The sequence below is a fragment of the Telluria sp. RT2P19 genome (genome assembly GCF_059685725.1).
Map to the genome: position 1 here is coordinate 1 of NZ_JCASIL010000022.1, position 26,068 is coordinate 26,068.

At 62.9% G+C, this 26,068-nt stretch carries 20 protein-coding genes and 1 tRNA gene; 15 read left to right on the top strand and 6 right to left on the bottom strand.

The window, feature by feature from the left end; genetic code table 11:
• The 10 genes from AC56KW_RS21970 to rpoC form a co-directional block, all read left to right on the top strand.
• Positions 1 to 119, top strand: a 119-nt coding sequence (locus AC56KW_RS21970) for an EF-Tu C-terminal domain-related protein (protein WP_497172691.1), incomplete at its 5' end; no start/stop codon positions are given.
• Between the two features lie 107 nt (positions 120 to 226).
• A tRNA-Trp gene (locus AC56KW_RS21975) sits at positions 227 to 302 on the top strand.
• Between the two features lie 36 nt (positions 303 to 338).
• Positions 339 to 725, top strand: a complete 387-nt coding sequence (gene secE / locus AC56KW_RS21980) for a preprotein translocase subunit SecE (RefSeq protein WP_290419684.1) — start codon at positions 339 to 341, stop codon at positions 723 to 725.
• A 1-nt stretch (position 726) separates the two neighbouring features.
• Complete coding sequence (nusG, locus tag AC56KW_RS21985; protein WP_497172782.1) at positions 727 to 1,356, top strand: transcription termination/antitermination protein NusG; 630 nt, start codon at positions 727 to 729, stop codon at positions 1,354 to 1,356.
• Positions 1,357 to 1,468: 112 nt separating this feature from the next.
• Positions 1,469 to 1,900, top strand: coding sequence for a 50S ribosomal protein L11 (gene rplK, locus AC56KW_RS21990; RefSeq protein WP_137172442.1), 432 nt, complete (start codon positions 1,469 to 1,471; stop codon positions 1,898 to 1,900).
• Positions 1,900 to 2,601 carry a 50S ribosomal protein L1 gene (gene rplA / locus AC56KW_RS21995; RefSeq protein WP_005663632.1) on the top strand — a complete coding sequence of 234 codons (702 nt, stop codon included), beginning with the start codon at positions 1,900 to 1,902 and terminating at the stop codon, positions 2,599 to 2,601. Before rplK ends, rplA begins: the two co-directional genes overlap by 1 nt.
• 346 nt (positions 2,602 to 2,947) lie before the next feature.
• Positions 2,948 to 3,478, top strand: a complete 531-nt coding sequence (rplJ, locus tag AC56KW_RS22000; protein WP_109345476.1) for a 50S ribosomal protein L10 — start codon at positions 2,948 to 2,950, stop codon at positions 3,476 to 3,478.
• A 65-nt stretch (positions 3,479 to 3,543) separates the two neighbouring features.
• Positions 3,544 to 3,921: a 50S ribosomal protein L7/L12 gene (gene rplL / locus AC56KW_RS22005; protein WP_497172783.1), complete on the top strand. Its 378-nt coding sequence runs from the start codon at positions 3,544 to 3,546 to the stop codon at positions 3,919 to 3,921.
• 296 nt (positions 3,922 to 4,217) lie between these two features.
• Entirely contained in the window at positions 4,218 to 8,327 is a 4,110-nt protein-coding gene (gene rpoB, locus AC56KW_RS22010) for a DNA-directed RNA polymerase subunit beta (RefSeq protein WP_497172784.1), read from the top strand.
• Positions 8,328 to 8,555: 228 nt separating this feature from the next.
• Positions 8,556 to 12,800 carry a DNA-directed RNA polymerase subunit beta' gene (gene rpoC / locus AC56KW_RS22015; RefSeq protein WP_497172785.1) on the top strand — a complete coding sequence of 1,415 codons (4,245 nt, stop codon included), beginning with the start codon at positions 8,556 to 8,558 and terminating at the stop codon, positions 12,798 to 12,800.
• Between the two features lie 544 nt (positions 12,801 to 13,344).
• On the opposite strand, the gene AC56KW_RS22020 is transcribed toward rpoC, so the two are convergent.
• Both AC56KW_RS22020 and AC56KW_RS22025 read right to left on the bottom strand, forming a co-directional pair.
• Positions 13,345 to 13,716, bottom strand: a complete 372-nt coding sequence (locus AC56KW_RS22020) for a hypothetical protein (protein WP_497172786.1) — start codon at positions 13,714 to 13,716, stop codon at positions 13,345 to 13,347.
• Entirely contained in the window at positions 13,713 to 14,186 is a 474-nt protein-coding gene (locus AC56KW_RS22025; protein WP_497172787.1) for a penicillin-insensitive murein endopeptidase, read from the bottom strand. The genes AC56KW_RS22020 and AC56KW_RS22025 overlap by 4 nt, the downstream gene beginning before the upstream one ends.
• Positions 14,187 to 14,400: 214 nt before the next feature.
• Here AC56KW_RS22025 and sodC point away from each other — a divergent pair, with 214 nt between their 5' ends.
• A complete protein-coding gene (sodC, locus tag AC56KW_RS22030; protein ID WP_497172788.1) occupies positions 14,401 to 14,922 on the top strand; it encodes a superoxide dismutase [Cu-Zn] SodC in 522 nt (173 codons plus the stop codon).
• 51 nt (positions 14,923 to 14,973) lie between these two features.
• Here the strand turns inward: sodC and AC56KW_RS22035 are convergent, their stop codons facing one another.
• From AC56KW_RS22035 to AC56KW_RS22050, 4 genes are all read right to left on the bottom strand, one after another.
• Complete coding sequence (locus AC56KW_RS22035; RefSeq protein ID WP_497172789.1) at positions 14,974 to 15,822, bottom strand: alpha/beta fold hydrolase; 849 nt, start codon at positions 15,820 to 15,822, stop codon at positions 14,974 to 14,976.
• Between the two features lie 169 nt (positions 15,823 to 15,991).
• A complete protein-coding gene (locus tag AC56KW_RS22040) occupies positions 15,992 to 17,635 on the bottom strand; it encodes a M28 family peptidase (RefSeq protein WP_497172790.1) in 1,644 nt (547 codons plus the stop codon).
• 82 nt (positions 17,636 to 17,717) lie between these two features.
• Entirely contained in the window at positions 17,718 to 19,925 is a 2,208-nt protein-coding gene (locus AC56KW_RS22045) for a M28 family peptidase (protein WP_497172791.1), read from the bottom strand.
• 175 nt (positions 19,926 to 20,100) lie between these two features.
• A complete protein-coding gene (locus tag AC56KW_RS22050; protein ID WP_497172792.1) occupies positions 20,101 to 20,760 on the bottom strand; it encodes an energy transducer TonB in 660 nt (219 codons plus the stop codon).
• 387 nt (positions 20,761 to 21,147) lie between these two features.
• Here AC56KW_RS22050 and AC56KW_RS22055 point away from each other — a divergent pair, with 387 nt between their 5' ends.
• From AC56KW_RS22055 to AC56KW_RS22070, 4 genes are read left to right on the top strand one after another with little or no spacing between them, the layout of a single operon-like run.
• Positions 21,148 to 21,798 carry a response regulator gene (locus tag AC56KW_RS22055; protein WP_497172793.1) on the top strand — a complete coding sequence of 217 codons (651 nt, stop codon included), beginning with the start codon at positions 21,148 to 21,150 and terminating at the stop codon, positions 21,796 to 21,798.
• A gap of 4 nt (positions 21,799 to 21,802) precedes the next feature.
• Positions 21,803 to 22,750, top strand: a complete 948-nt coding sequence (locus AC56KW_RS22060; protein ID WP_497172794.1) for a hypothetical protein — start codon at positions 21,803 to 21,805, stop codon at positions 22,748 to 22,750.
• Positions 22,747 to 24,273: an ATP-binding protein gene (locus AC56KW_RS22065; RefSeq protein ID WP_497172795.1), complete on the top strand. Its 1,527-nt coding sequence runs from the start codon at positions 22,747 to 22,749 to the stop codon at positions 24,271 to 24,273. The genes AC56KW_RS22060 and AC56KW_RS22065 overlap by 4 nt, the downstream gene beginning before the upstream one ends.
• A 36-nt stretch (positions 24,274 to 24,309) precedes the next feature.
• A complete protein-coding gene (locus AC56KW_RS22070; protein WP_497172796.1) occupies positions 24,310 to 26,001 on the top strand; it encodes a M14 family zinc carboxypeptidase in 1,692 nt (563 codons plus the stop codon).
• The last annotated feature ends 67 nt before the right edge of the window (positions 26,002 to 26,068 follow it).

Below are 26,068 nucleotides of genomic sequence, written 5' to 3' on the forward strand. Positions count from 1 at the left end.
ACGTCTCGATCACCGTCAAGCTGATCGCTCCGATCGCGATGGAAGAAGGTCTGCGCTTCGCGATCCGCGAAGGTGGCCGTACCGTCGGCGCCGGCGTGGTTGCCAAGATCATCGCCTAAGTAAGTGGCGATCGAGGGAAACGGAAGTAGTTCTGTTTCCCTCAAACAGCATTGCCAGCGAGCGCGCGCTTGCTGTATAATGCTGGATTCAGCAGGAAAGTTTTCGTAGGGGTGTAGCTCAATTGGCAGAGCGTCGGTCTCCAAAACCGAAGGTCGCGGGTTCGATTCCCTCCGCCCCTGCCACCGAATTCTGGTGCCAGGCACCGAAAGTAAAGAAGAATGTCTAATCAATCCGTGCAAACTGTCAGCACCTCGAATGACAAGTTCAAGGTCGCGCTGGCGGTGGTTGCAACGATTGCAGGCGTCGTCGGGTTCTTCTACCTGACTGGCCAGAACAAACCAGCCTTGGTCGCCGCAGGCGCCCTCGTGGCTGGTTTAGTTTTTGCTGTCCTGCTTTTGTGGACTTCCACTACCGGCCGTGATTTCCTGAGCTTTGCCAAGGAGTCGGTGCGCGAGACCAAGAAGGTCGTCTGGCCTACCCGCCGCGAAGCCATGCAGATCACCGGCATCGTGTTCGCCTTCGTGGTCGTGATGGCGATTTTCCTGTGGGGCACGGATAAACTTCTCGAGCTCCTGTTGTACGACTTTGTCCTGGGTTGGAAATAACATGAGCGATAACGTGCAAGACAATGCAGCGCCGGAAGAAGTTCCGGCGGTTGGCGCTTCGGATTCGAACGCTGCTGCACCGCTGAGCGTCCCGGTCAGCAACAAGCGCTGGTACGTCGTCCATGTCTATTCGGGCATGGAAAAGAGCGTGATGCGCGCCCTGAACGAACGCGTCGAGCGCGCGGGCATGCAAGAACAGTTCGGCCAGATCCTGGTGCCGACCGAGGAAGTCGTCGAGATGCGCAACGGAACCAAAGCCGTTTCCGAGCGCCGCTTCTTCCCGGGCTACGTGCTGGTTGAGATGGAAATGACCGACGAAACCTGGCACCTGGTGAAAAACACCAGCAAGGTCACCGGCTTCATCGGCGGCAAATCGAACAAGCCGACCCCGATCCCAGCGCGCGAGATCGACAAGATCATGCAGCAGGTGCAAGAGGGTGTCGAGAAGCCTCGTCCGAAAGTGCTGTACGAAGTGGGCGAGCAGGTCCGGATCAAAGAGGGCCCGTTCACCGATTTCAACGGCAACGTCGAGGAAGTGAACTACGAAAAATCGAAGGTGCGTGTCTCAGTCACCATCTTCGGCCGCGCGACTCCGGTGGAACTGGAGTTCGGGCAGGTGGAAAAAGTCTAAACGCTACAATCGGAGCGTCGCAGCAGGTAGGCGGAATCCGGTAAGAGGAGCCCCGCCGAGACGAGTAGTCGTGGTGGGGCGCTACTACTCAAGTCAAAGATAGGAGCCTTTCATGGCAAAGAAAATCATTGGCTTTATCAAGCTGCAAGTTCCAGCTGGTAAGGCAAACCCATCCCCACCGATCGGTCCAGCACTGGGTCAGCGCGGTCTGAACATCATGGAATTCTGCAAGGCGTTCAACGCCCAGACCCAGGGTGTCGAGCCAGGCATGCCAATCCCGGTCGTGATCACCGCGTTCGCCGACAAGTCGTTCACCTTCGTGATGAAGACCCCGCCGGCAACCTACCTGATCAAGAAGGCCGCCGGCATCACCAAGGGTTCGGCCAAGCCGCACACCGACAAGGTTGCGTCGCTGACCCGCGCTCAAGCCGAAGAAATCGCAAAAACCAAGCAGCCGGACCTGACCGCCGCCGACATGGACGCAGCAGTGCGTATCATCGCTGGCTCGGCACGTTCGATGGGCATCACGGTGGAGGGTCTGTAATGGCTAAGCTGTCCAAGCGCGTCAAAGCAATCAAAGCAAAAGTTGACCGTAACAAGGTCTACGAGTTCGACAACGCTGTGTCGATCATCAAGGAATTCGCCACCGCCAAGTTCAACGAGTCGATCGACGTCGCCGTTCAACTGGGCGTGGACCCGAAGAAGTCGGACCAGGTGGTTCGCGGTTCGGTCGTGCTGCCAGCTGGCACCGGCAAGACCGTGCGCGTCGCCGTGTTCGCTTCGGGCGACAAGGCTGAAGCTGCCAAGGCAGCCGGCGCCGACGTGGTCGGCATGGAAGACCTGGCAGAGCGCGTGAAGGCCGGCGACATGCCGTTCGACATCGTCATCGCTTCGCCGGACACCATGCGTATCGTCGGTACCCTGGGTCAGATCCTGGGCCCACGCGGCCTGATGCCGAATCCGAAGGTCGGCACCGTGACCCCTGACGTCGCTACCGCCGTCAAGAACGCCAAAGCCGGTCAGGTCCAGTACCGTACCGACAAGGCAGGTATCGTCCACGCGACCATCGGCCGCAAGTCGTTCAGCGACGCAGATCTGAAGACCAACCTGGTCGCCCTGATCGACGCCCTGAACAAGGCCAAGCCGGCCACCTCGAAAGGCGTGTACCTGCGTAAGGTCGCCCTGTCGTCGACCATGGGCGCTGGCGTCCGTGTCGATCACGCTTCGATCTCGGCTGCTGCCTAACTGGATCCAAGCGACGTGGGCGCCTAGCGTTCACGTCGTCCCCGCCCTGGCCGGGCGCCTTGGCGGGGATCCAGGCTCTACCGTATTAAGTCCCTGTGTAATGCAGGGCGCATCTTTGGGCTGCCGGGGCTGAACACCGCTCCGGCAGGCAATCAAAGACCGTTGGGCCGAAGGCAGAGGTTGAGCTGACGGTTAATAGACCACCCAACGCAGATGGTGTACCCGAACAAGTTTTGTAGTCCAGCTGTGTGAATGTATCCGCCCAGTTTTAAGACTTCTTAACTTCGGACGCCGTGTGTTCGAACCGATAAGGACATCTCGTCCCTATCATTTAAGGAGATTGACCGTGGGTCTTAATCTGAATGACAAAAAGGTCGTCGTCGAAGAAGTTTCCGCAAAAGTAGCAACTGCGCAAACCATCGTCGTGGCTGAGTACCGTGGCATCCAGGTTAGTCACTTGACCAAGCTCCGTGCAACCGCACGTGCCCAGGGCGTGTACCTGCGTGTTCTGAAGAACACGCTGGCTCGTCGCTCTGTCGAAGGCACGCAGTTTGCCTCGCTGGCTGATTCCATGACCGGTCCGCTGATCTACTCGATCTCGGACGACGCCGTTGCTGCAGCAAAAGTCATCAATGACTTCGCTAAAACCAACGACAAGCTGGTCATCAAAGCCGGTAACTACGCAGGTAAGCAGCTCGACGTAGCTGGTGTTACCGCGTTGGCAAGCATCCCATCCCGTGAAGTCCTCATCTCGCAGCTGTTGGGCGTCATGCTGGCTCCGGTGTCGGGCTTTGCACGTGGTCTGGCTGCACTGGCAGCGAAAAAAGGCGAAGGTTCGGAAGCTGCTCCTGCAGCCGAAGAAACCGCTGCTGCTTGATTTAAGCACAGCCTTTTTTCTCAAGTACTAACTGAACTACATACACATCAAAACTGGAGTTTCAAATGGCAATTAGCAAAGACGATATCCTGAACGCAGTGAGCGAAATGTCCGTCATGGACCTGAACGAACTGGTCAAGGCATTCGAAGAGAAGTTCGGCGTGTCGGCCGCTGCAATGGCAGCACCGGCAGCTGGCGGCGCCGCTGGCGGCGCAGCTGCTGCTGAAGAGCAGACCGAATTCAACGTCGTTCTGACCGAAGTCGGCGCGAACAAGGTCGGCGTCATCAAGGCCGTCCGCGAAATCACCGGTCTGGGCCTGAAAGAAGCCAAAGACGTGGTCGATGGCGCACCGAAGACCGTGAAAGAAGCCCTGCCAAAAGCTGACGCTGAAGCCGCTAAGAAGAAGCTGGAAGACGCTGGCGCCAAGGCCGAGCTGAAGTAATACATATGCACCGGGCACTTGCTAAAAGTGCCCAGCGCGGGAGTCAAAGCTTGCAAAACCTGCCGGAAGGCGGGAATTGCGGCTTTGGCTCTTTTGTCGTCCCTGCGGCAAACGTCAGAATCTAGTGGCGACAGGGAACAGGTAATACCGTTTCAGCAGCATCGTATCACAGCAGTTTGCTTGTCCTTTTCATCTGGCGCGAAAGAGTAAGAGACTTCAGGCCTTGCGTGTGGTAGTGGCGTTCGCCACTGGCAATCCCTGAATTCTCCATCCTTTCTGTCACTCACGGAGTGTCCATGCACTACTCATTTACTGAGAAGAAGCGCATTCGCAAGTCGTTCGCGAAGCGCGCCAACGTTCACAACGTTCCCTACCTGCTGGCTACCCAGCTGGAATCCTACGAGAACTTCCTGCAGGCCGAATTCGCTCCGTCCTCGCGCAAGAACGAAGGCCTGCAATCGGCCTTCTCCTCGATTTTCCCTATCGTGTCGCACAATGGTTTTGCGCGCCTCGAATTCCTGTCGTATGTGCTGGGTGACCCTGCGTTTGACGTGAAAGAGTGCCAGCAACGTGGCCTGACCTTCGCGTCGCCGCTGCGCGCCAAGGTGCGTCTGGTGATCCTGGACAAGGAATCGCCGACCAAGCCGGTCGTCAAGGAAATGAAAGAGCAGGAAGTCTACATGGGCGAGCTGCCGCTGATGACCACGAACGGTTCGTTCGTGATCAACGGCACCGAGCGCGTCATCGTCTCCCAGCTGCACCGTTCGCCAGGCGTGTTCTTCGAACACGACCGCGGCAAGACCCACTCGTCGGGCAAGCTGCTGTTCTCGGCACGTATCATCCCTTACCGCGGCTCGTGGCTCGACTTCGAGTTCGATCCGAAGGACATCCTGTTCTTCCGCGTCGACCGTCGCCGCAAGATGCCGGTCACGATCCTGCTGAAGGCGATCGGCATGACGCCGGAGCAGATCCTGGCGAACTTCTTCGTCTTCGACAACTTCACCCTGCGCAACGATGGCGGCGAACTCGAGTTCGTCTCCGAACGCCTGCGCGGCGAAGTCGCGCGCTTCGACATCGTCGATCCGAAGTCGGGCAAGACCATCGTCACCAAGGACAAGCGCATCAACGCCAAGCACGTCCGTGACATCGAAGCGGCCGGCATCAAGTCGATCTCGGTCCCAGAAGACTACCTGCTGGGCCGCGTGCTGGCTCGCAACATCGTCGACCAGGACACGGGTGAAATCATCGCCGTGGCCAACGACGAGCTGACCGAAGAACTGCTGGGCAAGCTGCGCGACGCCAGCGTGACCGACATCCAGACGCTGTACACCAACGATCTGGACCAGGGCGCCTACATCTCGCAAACCCTGCGCACCGACGACACCGCCGACCAGACCGCCGCGCGCGTGGCGATCTATCGCATGATGCGTCCTGGCGAACCGCCAACCGAAGAGTCGGTCGAAGCCCTGTTCAACGGCCTGTTCTACATGCCTGAACGCTACGACCTGTCGGCTGTCGGCCGCATGAAGTTCAACCGCCGTATCGGCCGTGACGAACTGACCGGCGACATGACGCTGTCGAACGACGACATCCTGGCCGTGATCAAGATCCTGGTCGAGCTGCGCAATGGCCGCGGCGAAGTCGACGACATCGATCACCTGGGTAACCGGCGCGTGCGTTGCGTCGGCGAACTGGCTGAGAACCAGTTCCGTGCCGGCCTGGTGCGCGTCGAGCGCGCCGTCAAGGAACGCCTCGGCCAGGCCGAAGCGGACAACCTGATGCCGCACGACCTGATCAACAGCAAGCCGATCTCGGCCGCGATCCGCGAATTCTTCGGTTCGTCGCAGCTGTCGCAGTTCATGGACCAGACCAACCCGCTGTCGGAAGTGACCCACAAGCGTCGCGTCTCGGCACTGGGGCCGGGCGGCCTGACGCGCGAACGCGCCGGCTTCGAGGTGCGCGACGTGCACCCGACCCACTACGGCCGCGTGTGCCCGATCGAAACGCCTGAAGGCCCGAACATCGGCCTGATCAACTCGCTGGCCCTGTACGCCCGCCTGAACGAATACGGCTTCCTGGAAACCCCGTACCGCAAGGTCGACGATTCCAAGGTCACCGACAAGATCGAATACCTGTCGGCGATCGAAGAAGGCCGCTACATCATCGCCCAGGCGAACGCCGCGATCAACGACGAAGGCCGCCTGGTCGACGAACTGGTGTCGGCACGTGAAGCCGGCGAAACGATCCTCGTTTCGCCAGAGCGCATCCAGTACATGGACGTGGCGCCGGGCCAGATCGTGTCGGTCGCAGCATCGCTGATCCCGTTCCTGGAACACGATGACGCGAACCGTGCACTGATGGGCGCCAACATGCAGCGCCAGGCCGTGCCTTGCCTGCGTCCAGAGAAAGCCGTCGTCGGTACCGGCATCGAGCGCACCGTGGCGGTCGACTCGGGCACCACCGTGCAGGCGCTGCGTGGCGGTGTGGTCGACTACATCGATGCGGGCCGTGTCGTGATCCGCGTAAACGACGATGAAGCGCAGGCTGGCGAAGTCGGCGTCGACATCTACAACCTGATCAAGTACACCCGTTCGAACCAGAACACCAACATCAACCAGCGTCCGATCGTGCAGGTTGGCGACCGCGTTGCCCGTGGCGACGTGATTGCCGACGGCGCATCGACCGACCTGGGCGAACTGGCACTGGGCCAGAACATGCTGGTGGCGTTCATGCCATGGAACGGCCTGAACTTCGAGGATTCGATCCTGATCTCGGAAAACGTGGTCAAGGACGACCGCTATACCTCGATCCACATCGAAGAGCTGTCGGTGGTCGCGCGCGACACCAAGCTGGGCGCGGAAGAAATCACCCGCGACATCTCGAACCTGGCGGAAAACCAGCTGGCGCGCCTGGATGAATCGGGCATCGTCTACATCGGCGCCGAAGTGCAGGCCGGCGACGTGCTGGTCGGTAAGGTCACCCCGAAAGGCGAGACCCAGCTGACGCCTGAAGAAAAACTGCTGCGCGCGATCTTCGGCGAAAAAGCGTCGGACGTGAAAGACACCTCGCTGCGCGTGCCTTCGGGCATGGTCGGCACCGTGATCGACGTCCAGGTGTTCACCCGCGAAGGCATCCAGCGCGACAAGCGCGCCCAGCAGATCATCGACGATGAACTCAAGCGCTTCCGCCTGGACCTGAACGACCAGATGCGTATTGTCGAGGGCGACGCCTTCGAGCGTCTGGAGCGTATGCTGGTCGGCAAGATCGTCAACGGCGGTCCGAAGAAGCTGGCCAAGGGCGCGGCGATCACTTCGGAATACCTGGCCGACCTGGACAAGTTCCACTGGTTCGACATCCGCCCGGCTGAGGACGACACCGCGAACGCCCTGGAGGCGATCAAGGAATCGATCAACGAGAAGCGTCACCAGTTCGACCTGGCCTTTGAAGAAAAGCGCAAGAAGCTGACCCAGGGCGACGAGCTGCAGCCTGGCGTGCAAAAGATGGTCAAGGTCTACCTGGCCGTCAAGCGCCGCCTGCAGTCGGGCGACAAGATGGCGGGCCGCCACGGTAACAAGGGTGTGGTCTCGCGTATCGTGCCGGTGGAAGACATGCCGTTCATGGCGGACGGCCGTCCAGCCGACGTCGTGCTGAACCCGCTGGGCGTTCCGTCGCGTATGAACGTCGGTCAGATCCTGGAAACCCACCTCGGTTGGGCAGCCAAGGGCCTGGGCTGGCGCATCGGCGAAATGCTGCAGGCGCAAGCGAAGGCGGCAGACCTGCGCACCTTCCTGGGCAAGATCTACAACGAAACCGGCCGCAAGGAAGACCTGGACAGCTTCAGCGATGAAGAAATCCTGACCCTGTCGGCGAACCTCAAGAACGGCGTGCCGTTCGCGACCCCGGTGTTCGACGGCGCCCACGAGGAAGACATCCGCCGCATGCTGGACCTGGCGTTCCCTGACGACATCGCTGCCCACCTGGGCATGACGCCGTCGAAGAACCAGGTCACCATGTTCGACGGCCGCACCGGCGAAGCGTTCGAGCGCAAGGTTACCGTCGGCTTCATGCACATGCTGAAGCTGCACCACCTGGTCGACGACAAGATGCACGCCCGTTCGACCGGTCCATACTCGCTGGTGACGCAGCAGCCGCTGGGCGGTAAAGCCCAGTTCGGTGGCCAGCGCTTCGGTGAGATGGAGGTGTGGGCACTGGAAGCGTACGGCGCATCGTATGTGCTGCAAGAGATGCTGACCGTGAAGTCGGATGACGTGAACGGCCGTACCAAGGTGTACGAGAACCTGGTCAAGGGCGACCACGTGATCGACGCCGGCATGCCGGAATCGTTCAACGTGCTGGTCAAGGAAATCCGTTCGCTGGGTATCGACATCGATCTCGAGCGCAACTAAGCAGGGCCAGCATGGCCGCCAGCCTTCGGGCCCGGCCTGCTGCTCCTCTGACGTCGTTCCCGCGCAGGCGGGAGCCTAAGCCCGGTGGTTCGCCGGCAAACTTGGATTCCCGCCTGCGCGGGAATGACGCTTTTAGGGGTTGGCGGGGCGCGCAAGCACCGGCGAAAATCGGTGAGAAGCTGGCGGTAGTAGTATTCAGTACAGAATCAATCACCTTTGGAGTGATACATGAAAGCACTGCTCGATCTATTCAAGCAAGTTCAGCAAAACGAAAGTTTCGACGCCATCAAGATTGGCCTGGCGTCGCCTGAGAAAATCCGTTCGTGGTCGTTTGGCGAAGTCAAGAAGCCAGAGACCATCAACTACCGTACGTTCAAGCCCGAGCGCGACGGCCTGTTCTGCGCCAAGATCTTTGGCCCGATCAAGGACTACGAATGCCTGTGCGGCAAGTACAAGCGCCTGAAGCACCGCGGTGTGATCTGCGAGAAGTGCGGCGTTGAAGTGACCCTGGCCAAGGTGCGCCGCGAGCGCATGGGCCACATCGAACTGGCTTCGCCGGTCGCCCACATCTGGTTCCTGAAATCGCTGCCGTCGCGTCTGGGCATGGTTCTGGACATGACGCTGCGCGACATCGAGCGCGTGCTGTACTTCGAAGCATACGTGGTGACCGATCCTGGCATGACTCCGCTCAAGAAGAGCCAGATCATGTCGGAAGACGACTATGCCGCCAAGTACGAAGAGTACGGCGACGACTTCACCGCCTTCATGGGCGCCGAAGGTATCCGTGAACTGCTGCGCTCGATCGACATCCACCGCGATGCCGAAGCCCTGCGCGTGGAACTCAAGGAATCGAAATCCGAAGCCAAGATCAAGAAATACGCCAAGCGCCTGAAAGTGCTCGAGGCGTTCCAGCGTTCGGGCATCAAGCCTGAATGGATGATCATGGAAGTGCTCCCGGTCCTGCCGCCGGAGCTGCGTCCGCTCGTCCCTCTGGACGGTGGCCGTTTCGCCACGTCCGACCTGAACGACCTGTATCGCCGCGTCATCAACCGTAATAACCGCCTGAAGCGCCTGATGGAACTGCGCGCGCCAGAGATCATTACGCGTAACGAAAAGCGCATGCTGCAGGAAGCGGTCGACTCGCTGCTGGACAACGGCCGTCGCGGTAAAGCGATGACCGGCGCCAACAAGCGTCCGCTGAAGTCGCTGGCCGAGATGATCAAGGGTAAGGGCGGTCGTTTCCGTCAGAACTTGCTGGGCAAGCGCGTCGACTACTCGGGCCGTTCGGTCATCGTGGTCGGTCCGCAGCTGAAACTGCACCAGTGCGGCCTGCCGAAGCTGATGGCCCTCGAGCTCTTTAAACCCTTTATCTTCAACAAGCTGGAACTGATGGGTCTCGCGACCACCATCAAGGCCGCTAAAAAGCTGGTAGAGATCCAGGAACCTGTCGTTTGGGACATCCTGGAAGAAGTCATCAAAGAACATCCGATCATGCTGAACCGTGCGCCTACGCTGCACCGTCTCGGTATCCAGGCGTTCGAGCCAGTCCTGATCGAAGGCAAGGCCATCCAGCTGCACCCGCTGGTCTGCGCGGCGTTCAACGCCGACTTCGACGGTGACCAGATGGCAGTCCACGTCCCGCTGTCGATCGAAGCGCAGATGGAAGCACGTACGCTGATGCTGGCGTCGAACAACATCCTGTTCCCATCGAACGGCGAACCATCGATCGTGCCGTCCCAGGATATCGTGCTGGGTCTGTACTACGCGTCGCGCGAGGCGATCAACGCCAAGGGCGAGGGCATGATGTTCCCGGACGTGTCGGAAGTCATCCGCGCGTACGACAACAAGGAAGTCGAACTGGCGACCCGCATCACCGTGCGTATCGTGGAATACCCACGCAACGCCGAAGGCGGCTTCGACCAGACCCTGACCCGCTACGAGACCACCGTTGGTCGTGCGATCCTGTCCGAGATCCTGCCGAAAGGCCTGCCGTTCTCGGTGCTGAACCGCTCGCTCAAGAAGAAAGAGATCTCGAAGCTGATCAACACGTCGTTCCGCAAGTGCGGCCTGCGTGCGACCGTCGTCTTCGCCGACAAGCTGATGCAGTCGGGCTTCCGCCTGGCAACGCGCGCCGGTATCTCGATCGCTGTCGACGACATGCTGATCCCGGACGTCAAGAAGGGTATGATCGCGACCGCCGAAGCCGAAGTGAAACAGATCGAGCAGCAGTACGCCTCGGGTCTGGTCACCGCCGGCGAGCGTTACAACAAGGTCGTCGACATCTGGGGCAAGACCTCGGATGAAGTCGGCAAGGCGATGATGGACCAGCTCAAGATCGAGCCGGTCACCAAGCGCGACGGCACCGAAGGCACCCAGGAATCGTTCAACGCGATTTACATGATGGCCGACTCGGGCGCCCGTGGTTCGGCAGCCCAGATTCGCCAGCTGGCGGGTATGCGCGGCCTGATGGCGAAACCGGACGGTTCGATTATCGAAACGCCGATTACCGCGAACTTCCGCGAAGGTCTGAACGTTCTGCAGTACTTCATCTCGACCCACGGCGCTCGTAAAGGTCTGGCGGATACGGCACTGAAGACCGCGAACTCGGGTTACCTGACCCGTCGTCTGGTGGACGTGACGCAAGATCTGGTGGTGATCGAAGACGATTGCGGCACCAACAACGGCACCCACATGAAGGCGCTGGTCGAAGGTGGTGAAGTCATCGAAGCGCTGCGCGACCGTATCCTCGGCCGCGTGACGGGCACCGATGTCGTCAATCCTGAAACCCAGGAAACCCTGTACGAAGCCGGCACCCTGCTGGACGAAGACATGGTCGAAGAGATCGAACGCGTCGGCATCGACGAAGTGAAGGTCCGCACCCCGCTGAACTGCGACACGCGCTTCGGCCTGTGCGCCAAGTGCTACGGCCGCGACCTGGGCCGCGGCATGCTGGTCAACAGCGGCGAAGCAGTCGGTGTCGTTGCAGCGCAGTCGATCGGTGAGCCGGGTACCCAGCTGACCATGCGTACCTTCCACATCGGTGGTGCGGCATCGCGCGCGGCAGTGGCATCGTCGGTCGAAGCCAAGTCGAACGGTACGGTCCGCTTCACCGCGACCATGCGTTACGTCACCAACGGCAAGGGCGCGCAAATCGTCATTACTCGTTCGGGCGAAGTGCTGATCACCGACGACCACGGCCGTGAGCGCGAGCGTCACAAGGTGCCGTACGGCGCGACCCTGCTGGTCAAGGACGGCCAGACCGTCAAGGCCGGCCTCGCCCTGGCGACCTGGGATCCGCTGACCCGTCCGATCATCACCGAGTATGCCGGTACGATCAAGTTCGAGAACGTGGAAGAGGGCGTCACCGTCGCTCGCCAGGTCGACGAAGTGACCGGCCTGTCGACCCTGGTGGCAATCGATCCGAAGCGTCGTGGTTCGGGCAAGGTGCTGCGTCCACAGGTCAAGCTGCTGAACGAAGAAGGCCAGGAAGTCAAGATCGCCGGCACCGAACACGCCGTGACGATCGGTTTCCAGGTCGGCGCGCTGATCATGGTCAAGGACGGTCAGCAAGCGACCGTGGGTGAAGTGCTGGCACGTATCCCGACCGAATCGCAGAAGACCCGCGACATTACCGGTGGTCTGCCGCGCGTCGCCGAACTGTTCGAAGCACGTTCGCCGAAAGACGCGGGCATGCTGGCGGAAGTCACCGGTACTGTGGCGTTCGGTAAAGAGACCAAGGGCAAGCAGCGCCTGGAAATCACCGACATGGACGGCAACAAGCACGAGTTCCTGATTACCAAGGACAAGCAAGTGCTGGTGCACGACGGCCAGGTGGTGAACAAGGGCGAGATGATCGTGGACGGCCCGGCCGATCCGCAAGACATCCTGCGCCTGCTGGGTATCGAAGCGCTGGCGCGCTACATCGTGGACGAGGTGCAGGACGTGTACCGTCTGCAGGGCGTGAAGATCAACGACAAGCACATCGAGGTGATCGTTCGCCAGATGCTGCGTCGTGTTCAGATCACCGAAGCAGGCGACACCGACTACATCGTCGGCGAGCAGGTGGAACGTTCGGAACTGCTGGATGCAAACGACAAGGTCACCGCAGCCGGCAAGCTGCCGGCCACGTACGAAAACGTGCTGCTGGGTATTACCAAGGCATCGCTGTCGACCGACTCGTTCATCTCGGCCGCATCGTTCCAGGAAACCACCCGCGTGCTGACCGAAGCGGCGATCATGGGCAAGCGCGACGGTCTGCGCGGCCTGAAAGAGAACGTCATCGTCGGCCGCCTGATCCCTGGCGGTACCGGTCTGGCATTCCACCGCGCCCGCAAGGAGAAGGAAGTGTGGGAAGCGGAAGAGCGCCAGGCACTGCTGCAGCAAGAGAAGGCCAATATGGCTGCCGAGCTGCAGGCGATGGAAGACCAGCAGACTGCGCAGGCTTCGGCTGAGCAGCACAACGACGGCGAGTGATCGCTTCGGCAATCTTAGCCTGATGGCTTATGAAAACGGCACCTACGGGTGCCGTTTTTTTATCGAGATGACTCCAGACCTTGTCGCCACCGCCAAGCTCAACGGCGTTGACCCAGCGCGTTGGCTGGCATCCTGGTCGCCTTGCCGACCTGCCTGAACAGCGAAATCGATTCGCTATTGCCGTTTGGGGACAATACGCTGAGCTGAGCTGCAGTAGAAGGTGGGGCGGCTGGTCGCTTACGAAGAAGCCGAGCTCGCAATGGTTGCAGTGGCATAGGGTGATGCTGCTGCCGGGGAGATAGGCGCTGACGTCGATGTCTTTCTGAGCGTAGCTGTGGATCAGGTCTTTCCGGCCCACTGACTCGATCGCTTCGGTATCATCCGCATGGCATGCTGGGCAAATGCGCTCAGGCATGACGTCCTTTCAGAATTGCGGGAAGCAGGGCGTGGCGATGTGCAGTGAGCGTAGCAAGCCGTGAACGTTCAAATTCGCCGACCCTTAAACGTGCGCTCTTCTGGCTTGGGGACGCGCATATGAACTAGATCAGCAGATGCTCCCGCCAATGCTTTTGCCGCTGACAAGATCGAACCCGAAGCTGCAGGTGTAGGTGTTCTCCTTGCTACTTGTGCAGGTAAGGTTTTCGTTATCTCTGCTACGAAAGCGTGTTTCACTTCCTTCACTGCACACATCTTTTTTATCCGGCCCAATTGCCTCAAAAATCTGCTTGGCGGCGTTGCCTTCGATAGAGAGCGCTATCTTCTTATCCTTCGACGTGGGAGTCGTGGGGTCGCCAAGTCCCCCACCGTATATCCAATATGATGCGGTCGCCTGCTTATACGGCCCAAGGTCGTCAGCGGCTGAAGTGGCCGGGAGTACAAGTACAAACAACAGTGGATAGTACCGCTGAATATTCATTGCCCGCCTTTAGCCAGTTCAACATGAAAGTGGTCGTTGTGGCCCCGACCTGGTCGGATACCCACAATGGTAGTGTCATTGAAGAGTACTCGGTGAACGAATGGATGACGCTGAAATAGACCGATAAGCATGGCGGTAGCTGCTCGATCATACTGGCCGTCAAAGATGCTGCATGGCGTCTCGCGACCATCTTCTCTCAAGGCGCGCACGTCTACTTGAAGCCCGTCCCGATGCGACCGATGTGGCTTGAACTCAGTACCATCGGCAAGGCTTATGTTTCCAACTCCGAACTTACGAGCATCGAACTGGCTCCATTGATGTGCTACCGAAAGCAGCATCGTAATCATCCGCGAGTGTGCGTACTGCCCTCGGCCACGCCGTGGTGTTCCGTAGGTATAGTAGCCGCCGCCTTCGTATTTCTGTGGCAGGATGAAAAAACCTCGTTTGTCTTGAAACAGTATCTCACTCATCGACACGCTCCAGATAGGTGCTTTGGCGCCATGCCCACTGTAATAAAACGGCATGGCTGAGCGCTGATGAAAAGCAAGGACCGTGGGAACAGGTGGGCGCACGGAATCAATCCGGCCCGGCAAACGGCCCAAGTCAGCAGGACACCCCTACGCATGAGAATGATCTACACTAGGTTGGCTTTTTTCTATCCTGTAGATCTTCGAAGGAGCAAACATGAAAATGCGATGGATGAGTGCCGTCCTGCTGAGCGCCGTATGCGCTACCGCCAGTGCCGCCGATAACACCGTGACCCTCAAGCTGGCCACCGACAAAGGCGATGGCGCCACCGTGGGCACCGTGACGCTCAGCGAAACCAAGTACGGCGTGGTGTTCACGCCCGACCTCAAGGAATTGACGCCAGGCCTGCACGGCTTCCACATCCACGCCAACGGCAGCTGCGCACCGAACCAGAAAGATGGCAAGACCGTGCCGGCCGGCGCCGCGGGCGGCCACCTCGATCCTGCCAATACCGGCAAGCACGGTACCCCATGGGGCGATGGCCACCTGGGCGACCTGCCTGCGCTGACAGTCGACGCCAAGGGCGTCGCCACCAACCCGGTCCTGGCCCCGCGCCTGAAAATGTCGGACATCAAGGGCAAGGCCCTGATGGTCCACGTCGGCGGCGACAATCACTCCGATCACCCGGCGCCACTGGGTGGCGGAGGCGGCCGCATGGCTTGCGGCGTGATCCAGTAAGCCGCGACCTGTACTGCAAGCGGATGGCGGCGCATGGCGCGCCGTCCGCGATCAATCCGTGCGCAGCTGCCCGCGCAGCCATACCAGGGTCGATGCGGCATAGTTCATCACCGAGATATGCCCGTCGTCCGGCCGCTGCCACAGCTCGGCCCAGCGGCAGTGCTGCGCCAGCCATTCGCCGTGCGGTGCCGGCACCACGCGGTCGCGCATCCCATGCACGCACAGCACCGGACAGGTGATGTGCGTGCAATCGCATCCCCACGGCGTCACATAGGCGATATCGTCGTCGATCAAGCCGTCAGGCCCCTTGGTTACCGCCGGTCCCACCACGCTGTCGAACCATGACCACGGTCCCGCCAGCGCGTCCCAGTCTTCAGGTGTGAACATCTCCCGGTCGAATTCGAGCCCGAGTGCTTCATGATAGGCCCTGGCCGCGCGCCCCTGCGCTGCCGCATGCAGCCCCGCCGCCCCGTATGCGCCCATGCCCTTGAACCAGTCGAGTCCCTGCGCATCGGGGGGCGCCAGGCCCGCGATGCTGACCGCGCCCACCACCCGCTCGGGCAGCAGGGCGGCGCAAGCCAGCGCGTGCGGCCCGCCGCCCGAATGCCCCATCACTGCGAAGCGCCGGATGCCCAGCCGGTCGGCGATGCGCTCGACGTCGAGGGCCGCCGAGGCGACGTCCCGGCCGCTACGTTCCGACGAGCCGCCATAGGCCGGGCGGTCATAGCCGATCCAGCGTATGCCCAGCTGTGCCGCGAGGGCGAACAGCGGCTCGGGCGGGCGGCCGATGTTTGGCGTGCCGTGGTGCCAGAACACGGCCAGCTCCTGCTCGCCGGGCGGCGCCAGGTCGTAGAAGTGCAGCGTGCGCCCGTCGCCGAGCACCAGGTCTTCTTCTCGCATCGTTCGCCTCTTTCGTCCGTGGATGGGAAAATCGTTGGCCCAAATGCGTCGTTCCCGCGGAGGCGGAACCCAAGCGTGCCAGCGTTATCGTAACGCAAACAACCTGGGTTCCCGCCTGCGCGGGAACGATGTGGTACTGCTAACTGAACGTGAAGCTTAAGGGGTGCGCTTACTTCGCAGCGCGCGCCTTGCCGAACGGATCGCCTTCCTTCCACGCCGGCATCTTCGGCGCGTCAGCCACCGCGCGGCCCAGGTTCAGCGTGTACTGCGCCTGCTGCACCATGCCCGACAGGTCCCAGCTCGGATCGTATTCGTCCGACGCCTGGTGGTACTTGTCGCGGTAGGTCGCGGCCTTGGCGTTATTGGCCTCGACGTCCTTCACCCAGCTGCGGCCAGCGCCGACCGAGAAGGCCGGCACGCCGGCCTTGGCGAAGCTGAAGTGGTCGCTGCGGAAGTAGCCGCCGGACAGGTCTGGCTTGGCCGGTGCGACGGTCAAGCCCATCGCCTCGGCGGTGGCCGCGGCCATCGCGCCCAGTTCGGTGCGCTCGCTGCCCGGCACGCTGACATCCTTCACCAGGCCCACCCAGTTCAGGCTGTCCAGGTTCAGGTTGGCGGCGGTCTTGGCGATCGGCCACAGCGGCTTGGCGACGTAGGCGGCGCTGCCCAGCAGGCCCTGCTCTTCGGCAGCGACCCACAGGAACATCTGGCTGCGCTTGGCCGGATGCTTGACGGCTTCGGCCGCCATCGCCAGCAGCGCGCCGGTGCCCGAGGCATTGTCGACCGCGCCGTTGAAGATCGTGTCGCCCTCGGTGCCTTGCTTGCCCATATGATCCCAGTGCGCGCTGTAGATCACCACCTCGTCCTTCAGCTCCGGATCGGTGCCCGGCACCACGCCGGCCACGTTGAACTCTTCGAGTTTTCGCACTTCGGCGCGCGCGTTGCCCTTGAGGCGGGCCTTCAGGGTCACCGGCTTGAAGTTCTTGTCCTCGGCGGCGGCGCGCAGTTTATCGAGGTCCTGGCCGGCGGCGGCGAACACCTTGCGTGCGGCGTCGTCGGTCATCCAGCCCTGCAGGCCGGTGCCGACCTTGCCTTCGGTGAGCTGGAAGCGCTCGGCGTTGGCCCAGCTGTTCTGCACCACGCTCCAGCCGTACGAAGCCGATTTGTCGGTGTGGATCAGGATGGCGCCGGCCGCGCCCTGGCGCGCCGCTTCCTCGAACTTGTAGGTCCAGCGGCCGTAGTAGGTCAGGCCTTCGCCGTTGAAGCGGTTCGGTTCCGACGCGGTCGGCATCGGGTCGTTCACCATCATCACCAGCACCTTGCCCTTCAGGTTCATGCCCTTGAAGTCGTTCCAGCCGCCTTCTTCCGGCGCCACGGTGCCGTAGCCGACGAAGACCAGGTCGGCATCCAGCTTGTGGTCGGCCTTGCCGTCGCCCGGGCCCCAGACCCAGTCCGCGCCGAACTGCAGCGGCAGCGCCTTGCCGCCGGCCGAGATGGCGATGTCGCTCTTGGCCGGCAGCGAACGCACGCCGGCGATCTTGACCGCCTGGCGGAAACTGTTGCCGTTGACCGGCTTCAGGCCGGCCGCCTTGGCCTGGGTCTCCAGGTAGGCGACGGTCATCTCGCCGCCGCGCTGGCCGGTGCCGCGGCCTTCCATGGCGTCGGCTGACAGGTGGGCCAGGTGCGTGCGCAGCGGCGCTTCCTGGACGGTCGCGGCTTGCGCATGGTGGGCATGGTCCTGCGCGTGGGCCGGATAGGCCAATACCAGGCTGCCGGCGAGGGCGGTGAGGACGAGGGTAGAAACGATCTTGTGCATAAAATCCTGCGACGTAGGTAATCAACTCGTTAATCGGGAAGGGCACGTTCGTGGCGTGCGCGGGACATTCTATGTCAAGTCATCAATAAAATCGCAGGTAATCGGTCGACATCGTCATGCCCAGCGGTGCCCGTAAATACGGGCTGTCTGCGTCGCGCGGCGGCAAAAGATGCTGCGGCAGGCCGGGCATGCGTTCCTGTACCGCGATCGCGAAGATCTCATCCGGCCCGGCTTCGATCTCGAAACGCAGCACCCGGTCTTCCATCCCGTACAGCGAGAGCGACCACGGCGCTTCCTTCGATGTCAGCGGCACGCCGTCCAGGCGCGAGCGCAGCGCCTTGGCGCCGGACATGCGCAGCTCGATATGCGGCGCGCGGTTCTTCGAGCGCACCGTGAACTCGCCCAGCCGCACCTTGCCGACGCTGTTACGCAGCGCCAGGCATTCGGGAAATGCGATCGCGTCCTCGCGCGGCGCCTCGGCATACCACTGGCGCGGACTGTTCCAGCCGAAGACCTCGACGAAGATCGCCGGCTGGCGGCCGGGGAACAACTGCCGGCGCCAGTCCCCCAGCGGCTGGTCGGGCAGCAGCCAGTAGGCGCGCCAGGTGCTCGCGTCCTTGTAGTAGACCAGCTGTTCGATGCCGGTGGGGGCGAACGGCTGCGTGTCGCGCGCCGCCGCCTGTCCCGGCGCGGCGAAGCTGGCGGCGGCCAGCAGCGCCAGCAATGCGGCGACGGCCGGCGCGATGCGCAGCACCAGCAGCAGGCTGGCAAAGCACAGCATCGGCAGCGCCATCAGCATCGGCGGTAAATACATGTGGTGCGGCGCGAGCAGGAGCCAGGCGTCGCGCAGCGCCGGCGGGAACAATGCGGCGGCCGGCGCCAGCCCGGCCACCAGCACCAGCAGGCGCGGCGCGAAGGCCTGGCGCTCGCCCCAGTGCGAATGCAAGACCAGGAAAGCAACCAGCGCCGCCATCAGCGGCCAGGCCAGCACATAGGCGGCGCCGGGCAGGAACAAGACCACCGGTACCAGCAGCAGCGCCGGCCAGGCCAGCGCGCCGGGCACCAGCGCCGCGGCGCCCACGTTGCGCCGCAGCAGATACAGGCCGGCGACGAAGACGCAGCTCCCTGTCATCAGGACCATCAGCGGCAGGCGCTGCTCGCCCGCGAGTCCGGCGGCGGCCACTTCCTCGCGCCAGGTCCAGCTGCCGACACGTACCGCAAGCAGCAGGAAGCACACGCCGAAGGCGCCCTGCGCCGCCTCGAGCGCGCCGTCCGCGCCGAACAGGCGGCGCCAGGCCAAGGCCAGCATCAGGCAGGACAGGATCGCCGGCGCCCAGGCCAGCCACGCGGGGTGATGGACCGGCCCGACGAGGGGCAGCGAAAAATAGGCGGTTGCCGTCTGCGCGCCACGCACCAGCGGCATGTCGCCGTAGCTGCGCGCCAGGCGCAGCATCGCGTCGCCCAACAGCCGTGGATTGCGTTCACCGCCCGCGAACAGCAGCACCGGCGTATCCAGGCCGGCCAGCGCGCCGATATTCGGTGCGTCATTCAGCATGCCTGCCAGTGTCGTCTCGAGCGAGGAGCCGCGCAGCTCGGGTGCGGCGCGCAGCCACCCATCGAGGGCCGCGCCGCCCGCGCCGTGCGTCTCGGCCATGCGCAGTGCGCCATCGCCGGCGCCATCGAACTTGAGCGCCAGGCCGACGCCGCGCGCCAGCGGATGCTGCTCGACGAAACCCTTGGCGCCCAGCGCGCCGACGTGATGCCCGTCGGCGAACAGCAGCACGATGTCGTTGGCCGGCGGCGCCGCGGCCAGGATGCGCGCCGTCTCGAGCAGGGCGGCGCTCGTTACCGCCCCCTTTGCCGCATTCCACGCTGCGCCCCGCAGGTCGTTGCCGCTGTCGTAGTGGGTCGTGAGCAGCAGGGCAGGGCGCCGCGCCGCGTCCGGCGCGCGGCCGGGAATCCTGGCGACGACGTTATGGACGACGCCGATCGTATTGTGGATGCTGCCAAAATAATGGACCACCGATTTGCGCACGGTAGCACGCTGTACCGCGGGCGCCAGTCCCATCGCGCGCAGCTGCAAGACCAGGTAGGCACGCGCCTCTGCATTGCCTTCGGTCGCGATCGGGCGCGCTCTGGCCGCCAGCACCCGCGTGTGTTCCTGCAGGCGGGCGCTCCCGCCGTTCGCCGTCATCTGCGCGGCCGGCGCCGGCGGTCCCGGCCGGGTCAACGCCATCCAGCCAAGGACCGCCAGGACGGCCAGGCCGAGGCAGCCGGCAAGGGCGTGCATGAACCCTGTCGCACGTATCTGCGGTAGCGGTGCGCTTGCTGCATCCATCGTTTTCTCTCCGTTTTGTTGTCGTGGTCGATCGGAATCCCGTCCGCACAGGCATCTATGCACCCGTCATGGGGACGAAAAAAAGCCCGCCGGGAAATGATTGGCGGGCTCAAGAGCGGAAAGCGTTTTATTCGAGTGTCCAGACGTAGGCGAGCTGTGCCCACCCGGCTTCGGCCGTGCCGCCGTTGAGCGCCGGCTGGAATGTACACAGGCTCAGGGCGTTCACGGCAGCCCGGTCGAGCTCGCGTGAACCGCTGGAAGACTGGATGCGGGAGTCCTGGACCCGGCCATCGGCGCCGACCAGTAGTGCAAGCGTCACGGTGCCGGTCTCGCCATTGCGCGCGGCGCGCACTGGATAGTCGGGTTTGGCGCAGCCGTTGGCATCTGCCAGGACGGCGCCGCGCATCTGGCCGTTGTTCGACGATGGCTGGGCCGCCGGCTGCGGCGCAGCGTCGGACCGCGTGGGTTGAGCCGGTTCTGGCGTCGGCTCCTTGCTTGCCTCTATTACCTGTTCTGGCGGCGGAAGAGGCACTTCAACCTCCACGTCCGGCACGATCACCTTGGGCGCAGCCTGCACCTGCGGCGTCGGCGGTTCTGGCGGCGGCGCCGGCGGCGGGACTTCAGGCTGGATCCACACCAGCTTGTCCTCCAGCAGGGCGGGCAGCGAAATCGACTTGGCATTCATCGTACTGATGACGCCCATCGCCACCAGCACATGCAGGCCGGCCACCAGGGCGAACTTGCCGGCCTTGCCGCCAGCGCCGTGATTGATGTCAGAAAAATGCATGGCAACCTCCTTATTTTGTCCCGCCGCCGATTGGATGGCTGGGTTTCACTACCTTGGAAGAATGCATATCTACAGCTCGTTGGAATCAATATATGCTATGTACTAGCAATTTGCAAATCTATAATCGAGTAAATTTGTTTCTTATCGTATGCGCTCTAAAGTGCCTGGTAATGCCACTCACAGGGTGGATGGCTACGCCATCCATGCGTCCAAGAAAAAGAAGTGCCTCGAATCCGCATGCTAAAAATCAAGAAATCCGTCCCCCTTTCCATTCGCTTTCCCGCCCCTTGTATGAAATAATTCCCAACTGTGCCGTGGCTTTCCGCCATGGCCTTCGCAACGCCAGCCACTGGCAAAGCACACCGGCCTTACGCCAGGAGAATCAAATTGGCAGAACAGAACAAACCCATCCGCGTCATGCTCGCGGATGACCACCCGATCGTCATGACCGGTTTCGCCATGTCGCTCGAAGCGGCGGGCATGCAGGTGGTAGGGCAGGCCAAGACCCCGAGCGAGGCGACCGCGTTGTACGCGGCCGAGCACCCCGACGTGGCCGTGCTCGACATGCGCTTCGGCACCGAGCTCACCGGCATGGACGCGGCCCACGACATCCTGAAATCCGACCCGTCGGCCAAGATCGTTTTCCTGAGCCAGTTCGACCAGGACAGCCTGATCAAGGAAACCTACCGCCTCGGCGCCCACGCCTTCGTCACCAAGGATTGCGATCCGGCCGACCTGGCCACCGCCGTGCGCCACGCCCACGAGGGCAAGCTGTACTTCCTGCCGCATATCGCCTCGCGCCTGGCCAGCATGGCGGTGCGCGGCGAAGTCACGCCGCAGTCGCAGCTCGACGAGCGCGGACTCGAGATCTTCAAGTTCATGGCCGAGGGCATGACCAATGCCGAGATCGCGGAGCGCCTCGACCTGTCGACCAAGACCATCAGCAATATCAGCCAGTCGATCAAGGAAAAGCTGGGCGTGCACCGCCAGGCCAGCATCACCTTGCTGGCGGTCAAGCACGGCCTGATCGAGCCCTGACGCAATGGCCATCCTCCTGCGCCGGATGCGGCACCGCCGGCGCGCGCCCGCGCTGGCACCACTGCTGGCCCTTGCCTTCCTGCTGGCGCTGTCCGCCGGCAGCGTCCACGCCGTCCAGCAGGTCGAGCGCGAGCGCGAAGAGCCGCAGGGCTACCGCTTCCAGATCCTGACCGGCGACGACAGCGCCGTCACCCACCGCATCGCCGACGACTTGTACAAGCGCCTGGTGCCGACCTTCGCTGCGTTCCGCACCGAGCTGGCGCAGAAGCGGCGCATGCTGTACGTGGCGGTCGGCCCGACCGCGCTGCGCGATGCGTTGTCGCGCCGTTGCGATTGCGTGGTGATCTCGGCCTATACCTCGAGCCAGGTGTGGCGCAACCTGACCGCGCGCCTGCCCAAGCCGCGCCGGATGGCCATGACCGCCATCTATGCCGAGCCGGCGCCGAACGACCAGATGCGCCTGGCCGAGCTGCTGTATGGCCGCCCGGTGCGGGTCGGCGTGCTGCTCGGCCCCGATACCGCCTTCCTGCGCCCGGTGCTGCACGACGCCACCGAGATCCAGATGTACGCGCCGGGCGACGACCTGAATCACGTACTCAACAGCATGACGCGCGCCGAGACGCTGCTGGCGCTGCCCGACAGCGACATCTACAACGCCGAGAACGTGCGCAATATCCTGCTTTCGACCTACCGCCGCAAGCAGGGCGTGATCGGCTTCTCGGCCGACATGGTCAAGGTCGGCGCGCTGGCCACCACGTATTCCGAGATCGAGGAGATCAATGCCCAGGTGGCCGAGCTGGCCGCCGACTTCGTGCGCACCGGTGAACTCGATCCACCGCAGTTCCCGCGCTACTTCCGCACCATCATCAACGAAGGCGTGGCCAGCTCGCTCGACCTGCGCGTGACCGACGCCGCCCGCAACTTCGCGCGGCGCGCGCCGGCCCTGCAATGAACCTGCGTTTCTGGCGCGGCTGGGGCGTCGGACGGCGCATGGCCGTCATCACAATGCTGCCGGTGATCCTGCTGTTCACCTCCTTCGTCTGGTATTCCTGGTACGCGCACCGGGCCCAGGTGGCCGAGGAGCTGGCCGAGCGCGGACGCATCCTGGCGCGCGCGCTGGCCGAAACTTCCGAGTACAACGTCATCTCGGGCAACCTGTCCGACCTGCGCCTGACCATCAACGGCCTGGTGCAGTCTGACCGCAGCATTTACAAAGTCGACGTGATCGATGGCAGCGGACGCGCCGCGGTGCGCGTGGTGTCCGAATCGGCCAGCGACGCCCAGGCCCACTATTACGAGGCGCCGATCCGCAAGCAGGTGGTGTGGATCAACCTGTTCTCGGACAACGGCACGCCGCACGTGTCGGCGTCGAGCGATTCGCGCCCGCCCACGCTCACCACCGAAGTCGTCGGTTGGGTGAGGGTGACGATGTCGCCGGCGAACATGATGGCCAAGCAGACCGACCGCTTCCAGATCGAACTGTCGATGGCGGCGCTGGCCTTGGGGGCCAGCGGCATCCTGGCCTGGGTGCTGGCGCGCTCGCTGATCGTGCCGTTGCGCGAGGCGATCGGCACCGTGCGCCAGATCCGGGGCGGCAACTTCCGCGTCCACCCGCCGGTGACCACCGGCGGCGAGATCGGCGAGCTGCAATCGTCGATCGGCGAGATGTCGCTGGCCCTGAGCGAATCCAAGCGCGACCTCGAGAACAAGGTGGCCGAGCGCACGCGCGACCTGCTGGCCTCGCGCAACGAGGCGCTGCGCGCCGATGCCGACAAGCGCAAACTGATCCAGAAGGTCAACGAGATCATCGAGGACGAGCGCAAGAGCATCGCGGTCGAGATCCATGACGAACTGAATGCGTCCCTGATCGCGGCGCGCCTCGAGGCGCAGTCGATCGGGCTGCTGGCGGCCAAGGCGCCGCCCGGGCCCGAGGTCGACGAGATCCGCCGCAAATCCGAAGCCATCACCAAGCTGGCGCTCGACCTGTACGCCAACGGCCGGCGCCTGGTGCGCCGCCTGCGCCCCGAGGTGCTCGACATGCTCGGCCTGCACGGCGCGGTGGAAGAGATGGTGCGCCACTACGACACCACGTCCGGCTGCCGCTTCGACCTGCACAGCGAGGGCGATTTCGCGCGCCTGTCGAACGAGCTGGCGATCTCCGCCTATCGCATCGTGCAAGAAGCGCTGTCCAACGTCATGAAGCACGCCGCCGCGCGCTCGGCCCACGTCAGCCTGCTGCTCGACGAAGGCAAGGGCATGCTGCGCATCCGCGTGGTCGACGACGGCGCCGGCTTCGACACCGCCAGCGCCTCGGAGGGCATCGGCATCATCGGCATGCGCGAGCGCGCCTATGCGCTGCAGGGAACGATCGACGTGCGTTCCAGCCCGGGCGAAGGCACCGACGTCGCGATCGCGTTACCGCTCAACCTGCCGGCTCAGGCGCACACGCCTTCCGTGCCGGCGGCGATTTCCTGAGTGCCAAAAGCATCAACCATCACCAACAACAAGATCATGTCCACTGAATTGCTGACGCCCTACGAGAAGGGCAACCTGAACCAGACCACCACCTGGGCCGAGTGCATTGCCTGGTACGAAGCGCTCGCCGCGACCTATCCGAACATCTTGCGCTTCGGGAAAGTGGGCGTGTCGGACGCCGGCGTGCCGATCCACGCGGGCGTGATCAGTAGCGATGGCGTGTTCGACGTCGATGCGATCAAGGGCGCGGGCCGCCCGGTCTTCTTCAATAACAACGGTATCCACCCGGGTGAGCCGGAAGGCGTCGACGGCTGCATGGCGATCGTGCGCGACTTTTGCACCCAGCCCGGGAAACTGGCTGCACTGGGCAAGACCGTGTTCCTGTTCGTCCCGCTGTACAACGTGGACGGCAGTTTCAATCGCGCCGACACCTCGCGCGTGAACCAGGATGGCCCGGAGCAGTTTGGCTTTCGCGGCAACAGCCGTCATCTCGACCTGAACCGCGACTTCGTCAAGTGCGACACCTTGAGCGCGCGCGTGTTCAACCAGCTGTTCACGCGCTGGGATCCGGACGTGATGGTCGATACCCATACGTCCAACGGCGCCGACTACAGCTACACCATGACCCTGATCCACACCCAGGCCGACAAGCTGGGTGGCGGCCTGGGTGAATTCCTGCGCGCCGAGATGCTGCCGGCGATGTATGCCGGCATGGACGCGCGCGGCTGGCCGACCTGCCCGTACGTGAATCCGGTGCAGGACAGCCCGGACCACGGTATCGCTGAATTCCTCGAGACGGCGCGTTTCTCGACCGGCTACGCGGCGTTGCACCATACGATCGGCTTCATGCCCGAGACGCATATGCTCAAGCCGTTCAAGGACCGCTATGAGTCGATGGTGGCGCTGGTGGAGGTCGCGCTCGAGTTTGCCGTGAAAAATGCCGATCGGATCCAGGCGCTGCGCCGCGCGGCGCGCGAGGAAGGCCGCAAGCAGGCGCAGTGGCCGGTGCGCTGGAAGATGGACGAAGCCAATCCATCGAGCTTTCGTTTCAAGGGATATGAAGCCAAGTACAAGAAAAGCGCCATCGGCGACTACACCCGCCTGTACTATGACCGCAGCAGATCGTGGGAGCGCGATATAGCCTACTACAACAGCTTCCCGGTCGACGTGAGTGTGCCGGCGCCGCAGGCTTATGTGGTGCCGCAGCAGTGGCGAGAAGCGATCGAGCGCCTGGAGTGGAATGGCGTGCGCATGGAGCGTGTGGACGTGGACCGGATGCAGGAAGTGGCGTACTACCAGGTCGCTTCGGTGACCTCGCGTCCGGGCGCGTACGAGGGCCATCTGTTCCATGATGACGTGGTGCTGGAGCGCCGTATCGGCCAGGTCTTGCTGCGCGCCGGCGACTATCTCGTGCCGCTGGACCAGGACCGGGCGCGCTATGCGGTCGAGACGCTCGAACCGCTGGCGCACGACAGCTTCTTCCGCTGGGGCTTCTTCAACAGCGTGCTGGAGAAGAAAGAGCATTACTCGGACTATGTGTTCGAGGATGAGGCCGAGAAGCTGCTGCTGGATGAACCCGAACTGGCCGCGAAATTCGCCGAATGGAAGGCGGCCAATCCGGGGCTGCTGGCCAGCCAGGAAGCGGTGCTGGACTTTATCTATGCGAACTGCGCACGCTATCGCGAGCCGGAGTGGAACCGCTATCCGGTGTTCATGATCGCGCGCTGAGGCGCATTCACATCAAGCCGCAACACCTGAACGTCGTCCCCGAGCAGGCGGGGACGACCCTGGTTTA

Bases quoted from the DNA above. Each gene is read 5' to 3' on its own strand.
- rplA (WP_005663632.1), top strand. From the start codon at position 1,900: ATGGCTAAGCTGTCCAAGCGCGTCAAAGCAATCAAAGCAAAAGTTGAC.
- AC56KW_RS22050 (WP_497172792.1), bottom strand. From the start codon at position 20,760: ATGCATTTTTCTGACATCAATCACGGCGCTGGCGGCAAGGCCGGCAAG.
- AC56KW_RS22025 (WP_497172787.1), bottom strand. From the start codon at position 14,186: ATGAGTGAGATACTGTTTCAAGACAAACGAGGTTTTTTCATCCTGCCA.
- AC56KW_RS22040 (WP_497172790.1), bottom strand. From the start codon at position 17,635: ATGCACAAGATCGTTTCTACCCTCGTCCTCACCGCCCTCGCCGGCAGC.
- nusG (WP_497172782.1), top strand. From the start codon at position 727: ATGAGCGATAACGTGCAAGACAATGCAGCGCCGGAAGAAGTTCCGGCG.
- AC56KW_RS22070 (WP_497172796.1), top strand. From the start codon at position 24,310: ATGTCCACTGAATTGCTGACGCCCTACGAGAAGGGCAACCTGAACCAG.
- AC56KW_RS22045 (WP_497172791.1), bottom strand. From the start codon at position 19,925: ATGCACGCCCTTGCCGGCTGCCTCGGCCTGGCCGTCCTGGCGGTCCTT.
- AC56KW_RS22060 (WP_497172794.1), top strand. From the start codon at position 21,803: ATGGCCATCCTCCTGCGCCGGATGCGGCACCGCCGGCGCGCGCCCGCG.
- secE (WP_290419684.1), top strand. From the start codon at position 339: ATGTCTAATCAATCCGTGCAAACTGTCAGCACCTCGAATGACAAGTTC.
- sodC (WP_497172788.1), top strand. From the start codon at position 14,401: ATGAAAATGCGATGGATGAGTGCCGTCCTGCTGAGCGCCGTATGCGCT.
- AC56KW_RS22035 (WP_497172789.1), bottom strand. From the start codon at position 15,822: ATGCGAGAAGAAGACCTGGTGCTCGGCGACGGGCGCACGCTGCACTTC.
- AC56KW_RS22065 (WP_497172795.1), top strand. From the start codon at position 22,747: ATGAACCTGCGTTTCTGGCGCGGCTGGGGCGTCGGACGGCGCATGGCC.
- AC56KW_RS22020 (WP_497172786.1), bottom strand. From the start codon at position 13,716: ATGAATATTCAGCGGTACTATCCACTGTTGTTTGTACTTGTACTCCCG.
- rplL (WP_497172783.1), top strand. From the start codon at position 3,544: ATGGCAATTAGCAAAGACGATATCCTGAACGCAGTGAGCGAAATGTCC.
- rpoC (WP_497172785.1), top strand. From the start codon at position 8,556: ATGAAAGCACTGCTCGATCTATTCAAGCAAGTTCAGCAAAACGAAAGT.
- rpoB (WP_497172784.1), top strand. From the start codon at position 4,218: ATGCACTACTCATTTACTGAGAAGAAGCGCATTCGCAAGTCGTTCGCG.
- rplK (WP_137172442.1), top strand. From the start codon at position 1,469: ATGGCAAAGAAAATCATTGGCTTTATCAAGCTGCAAGTTCCAGCTGGT.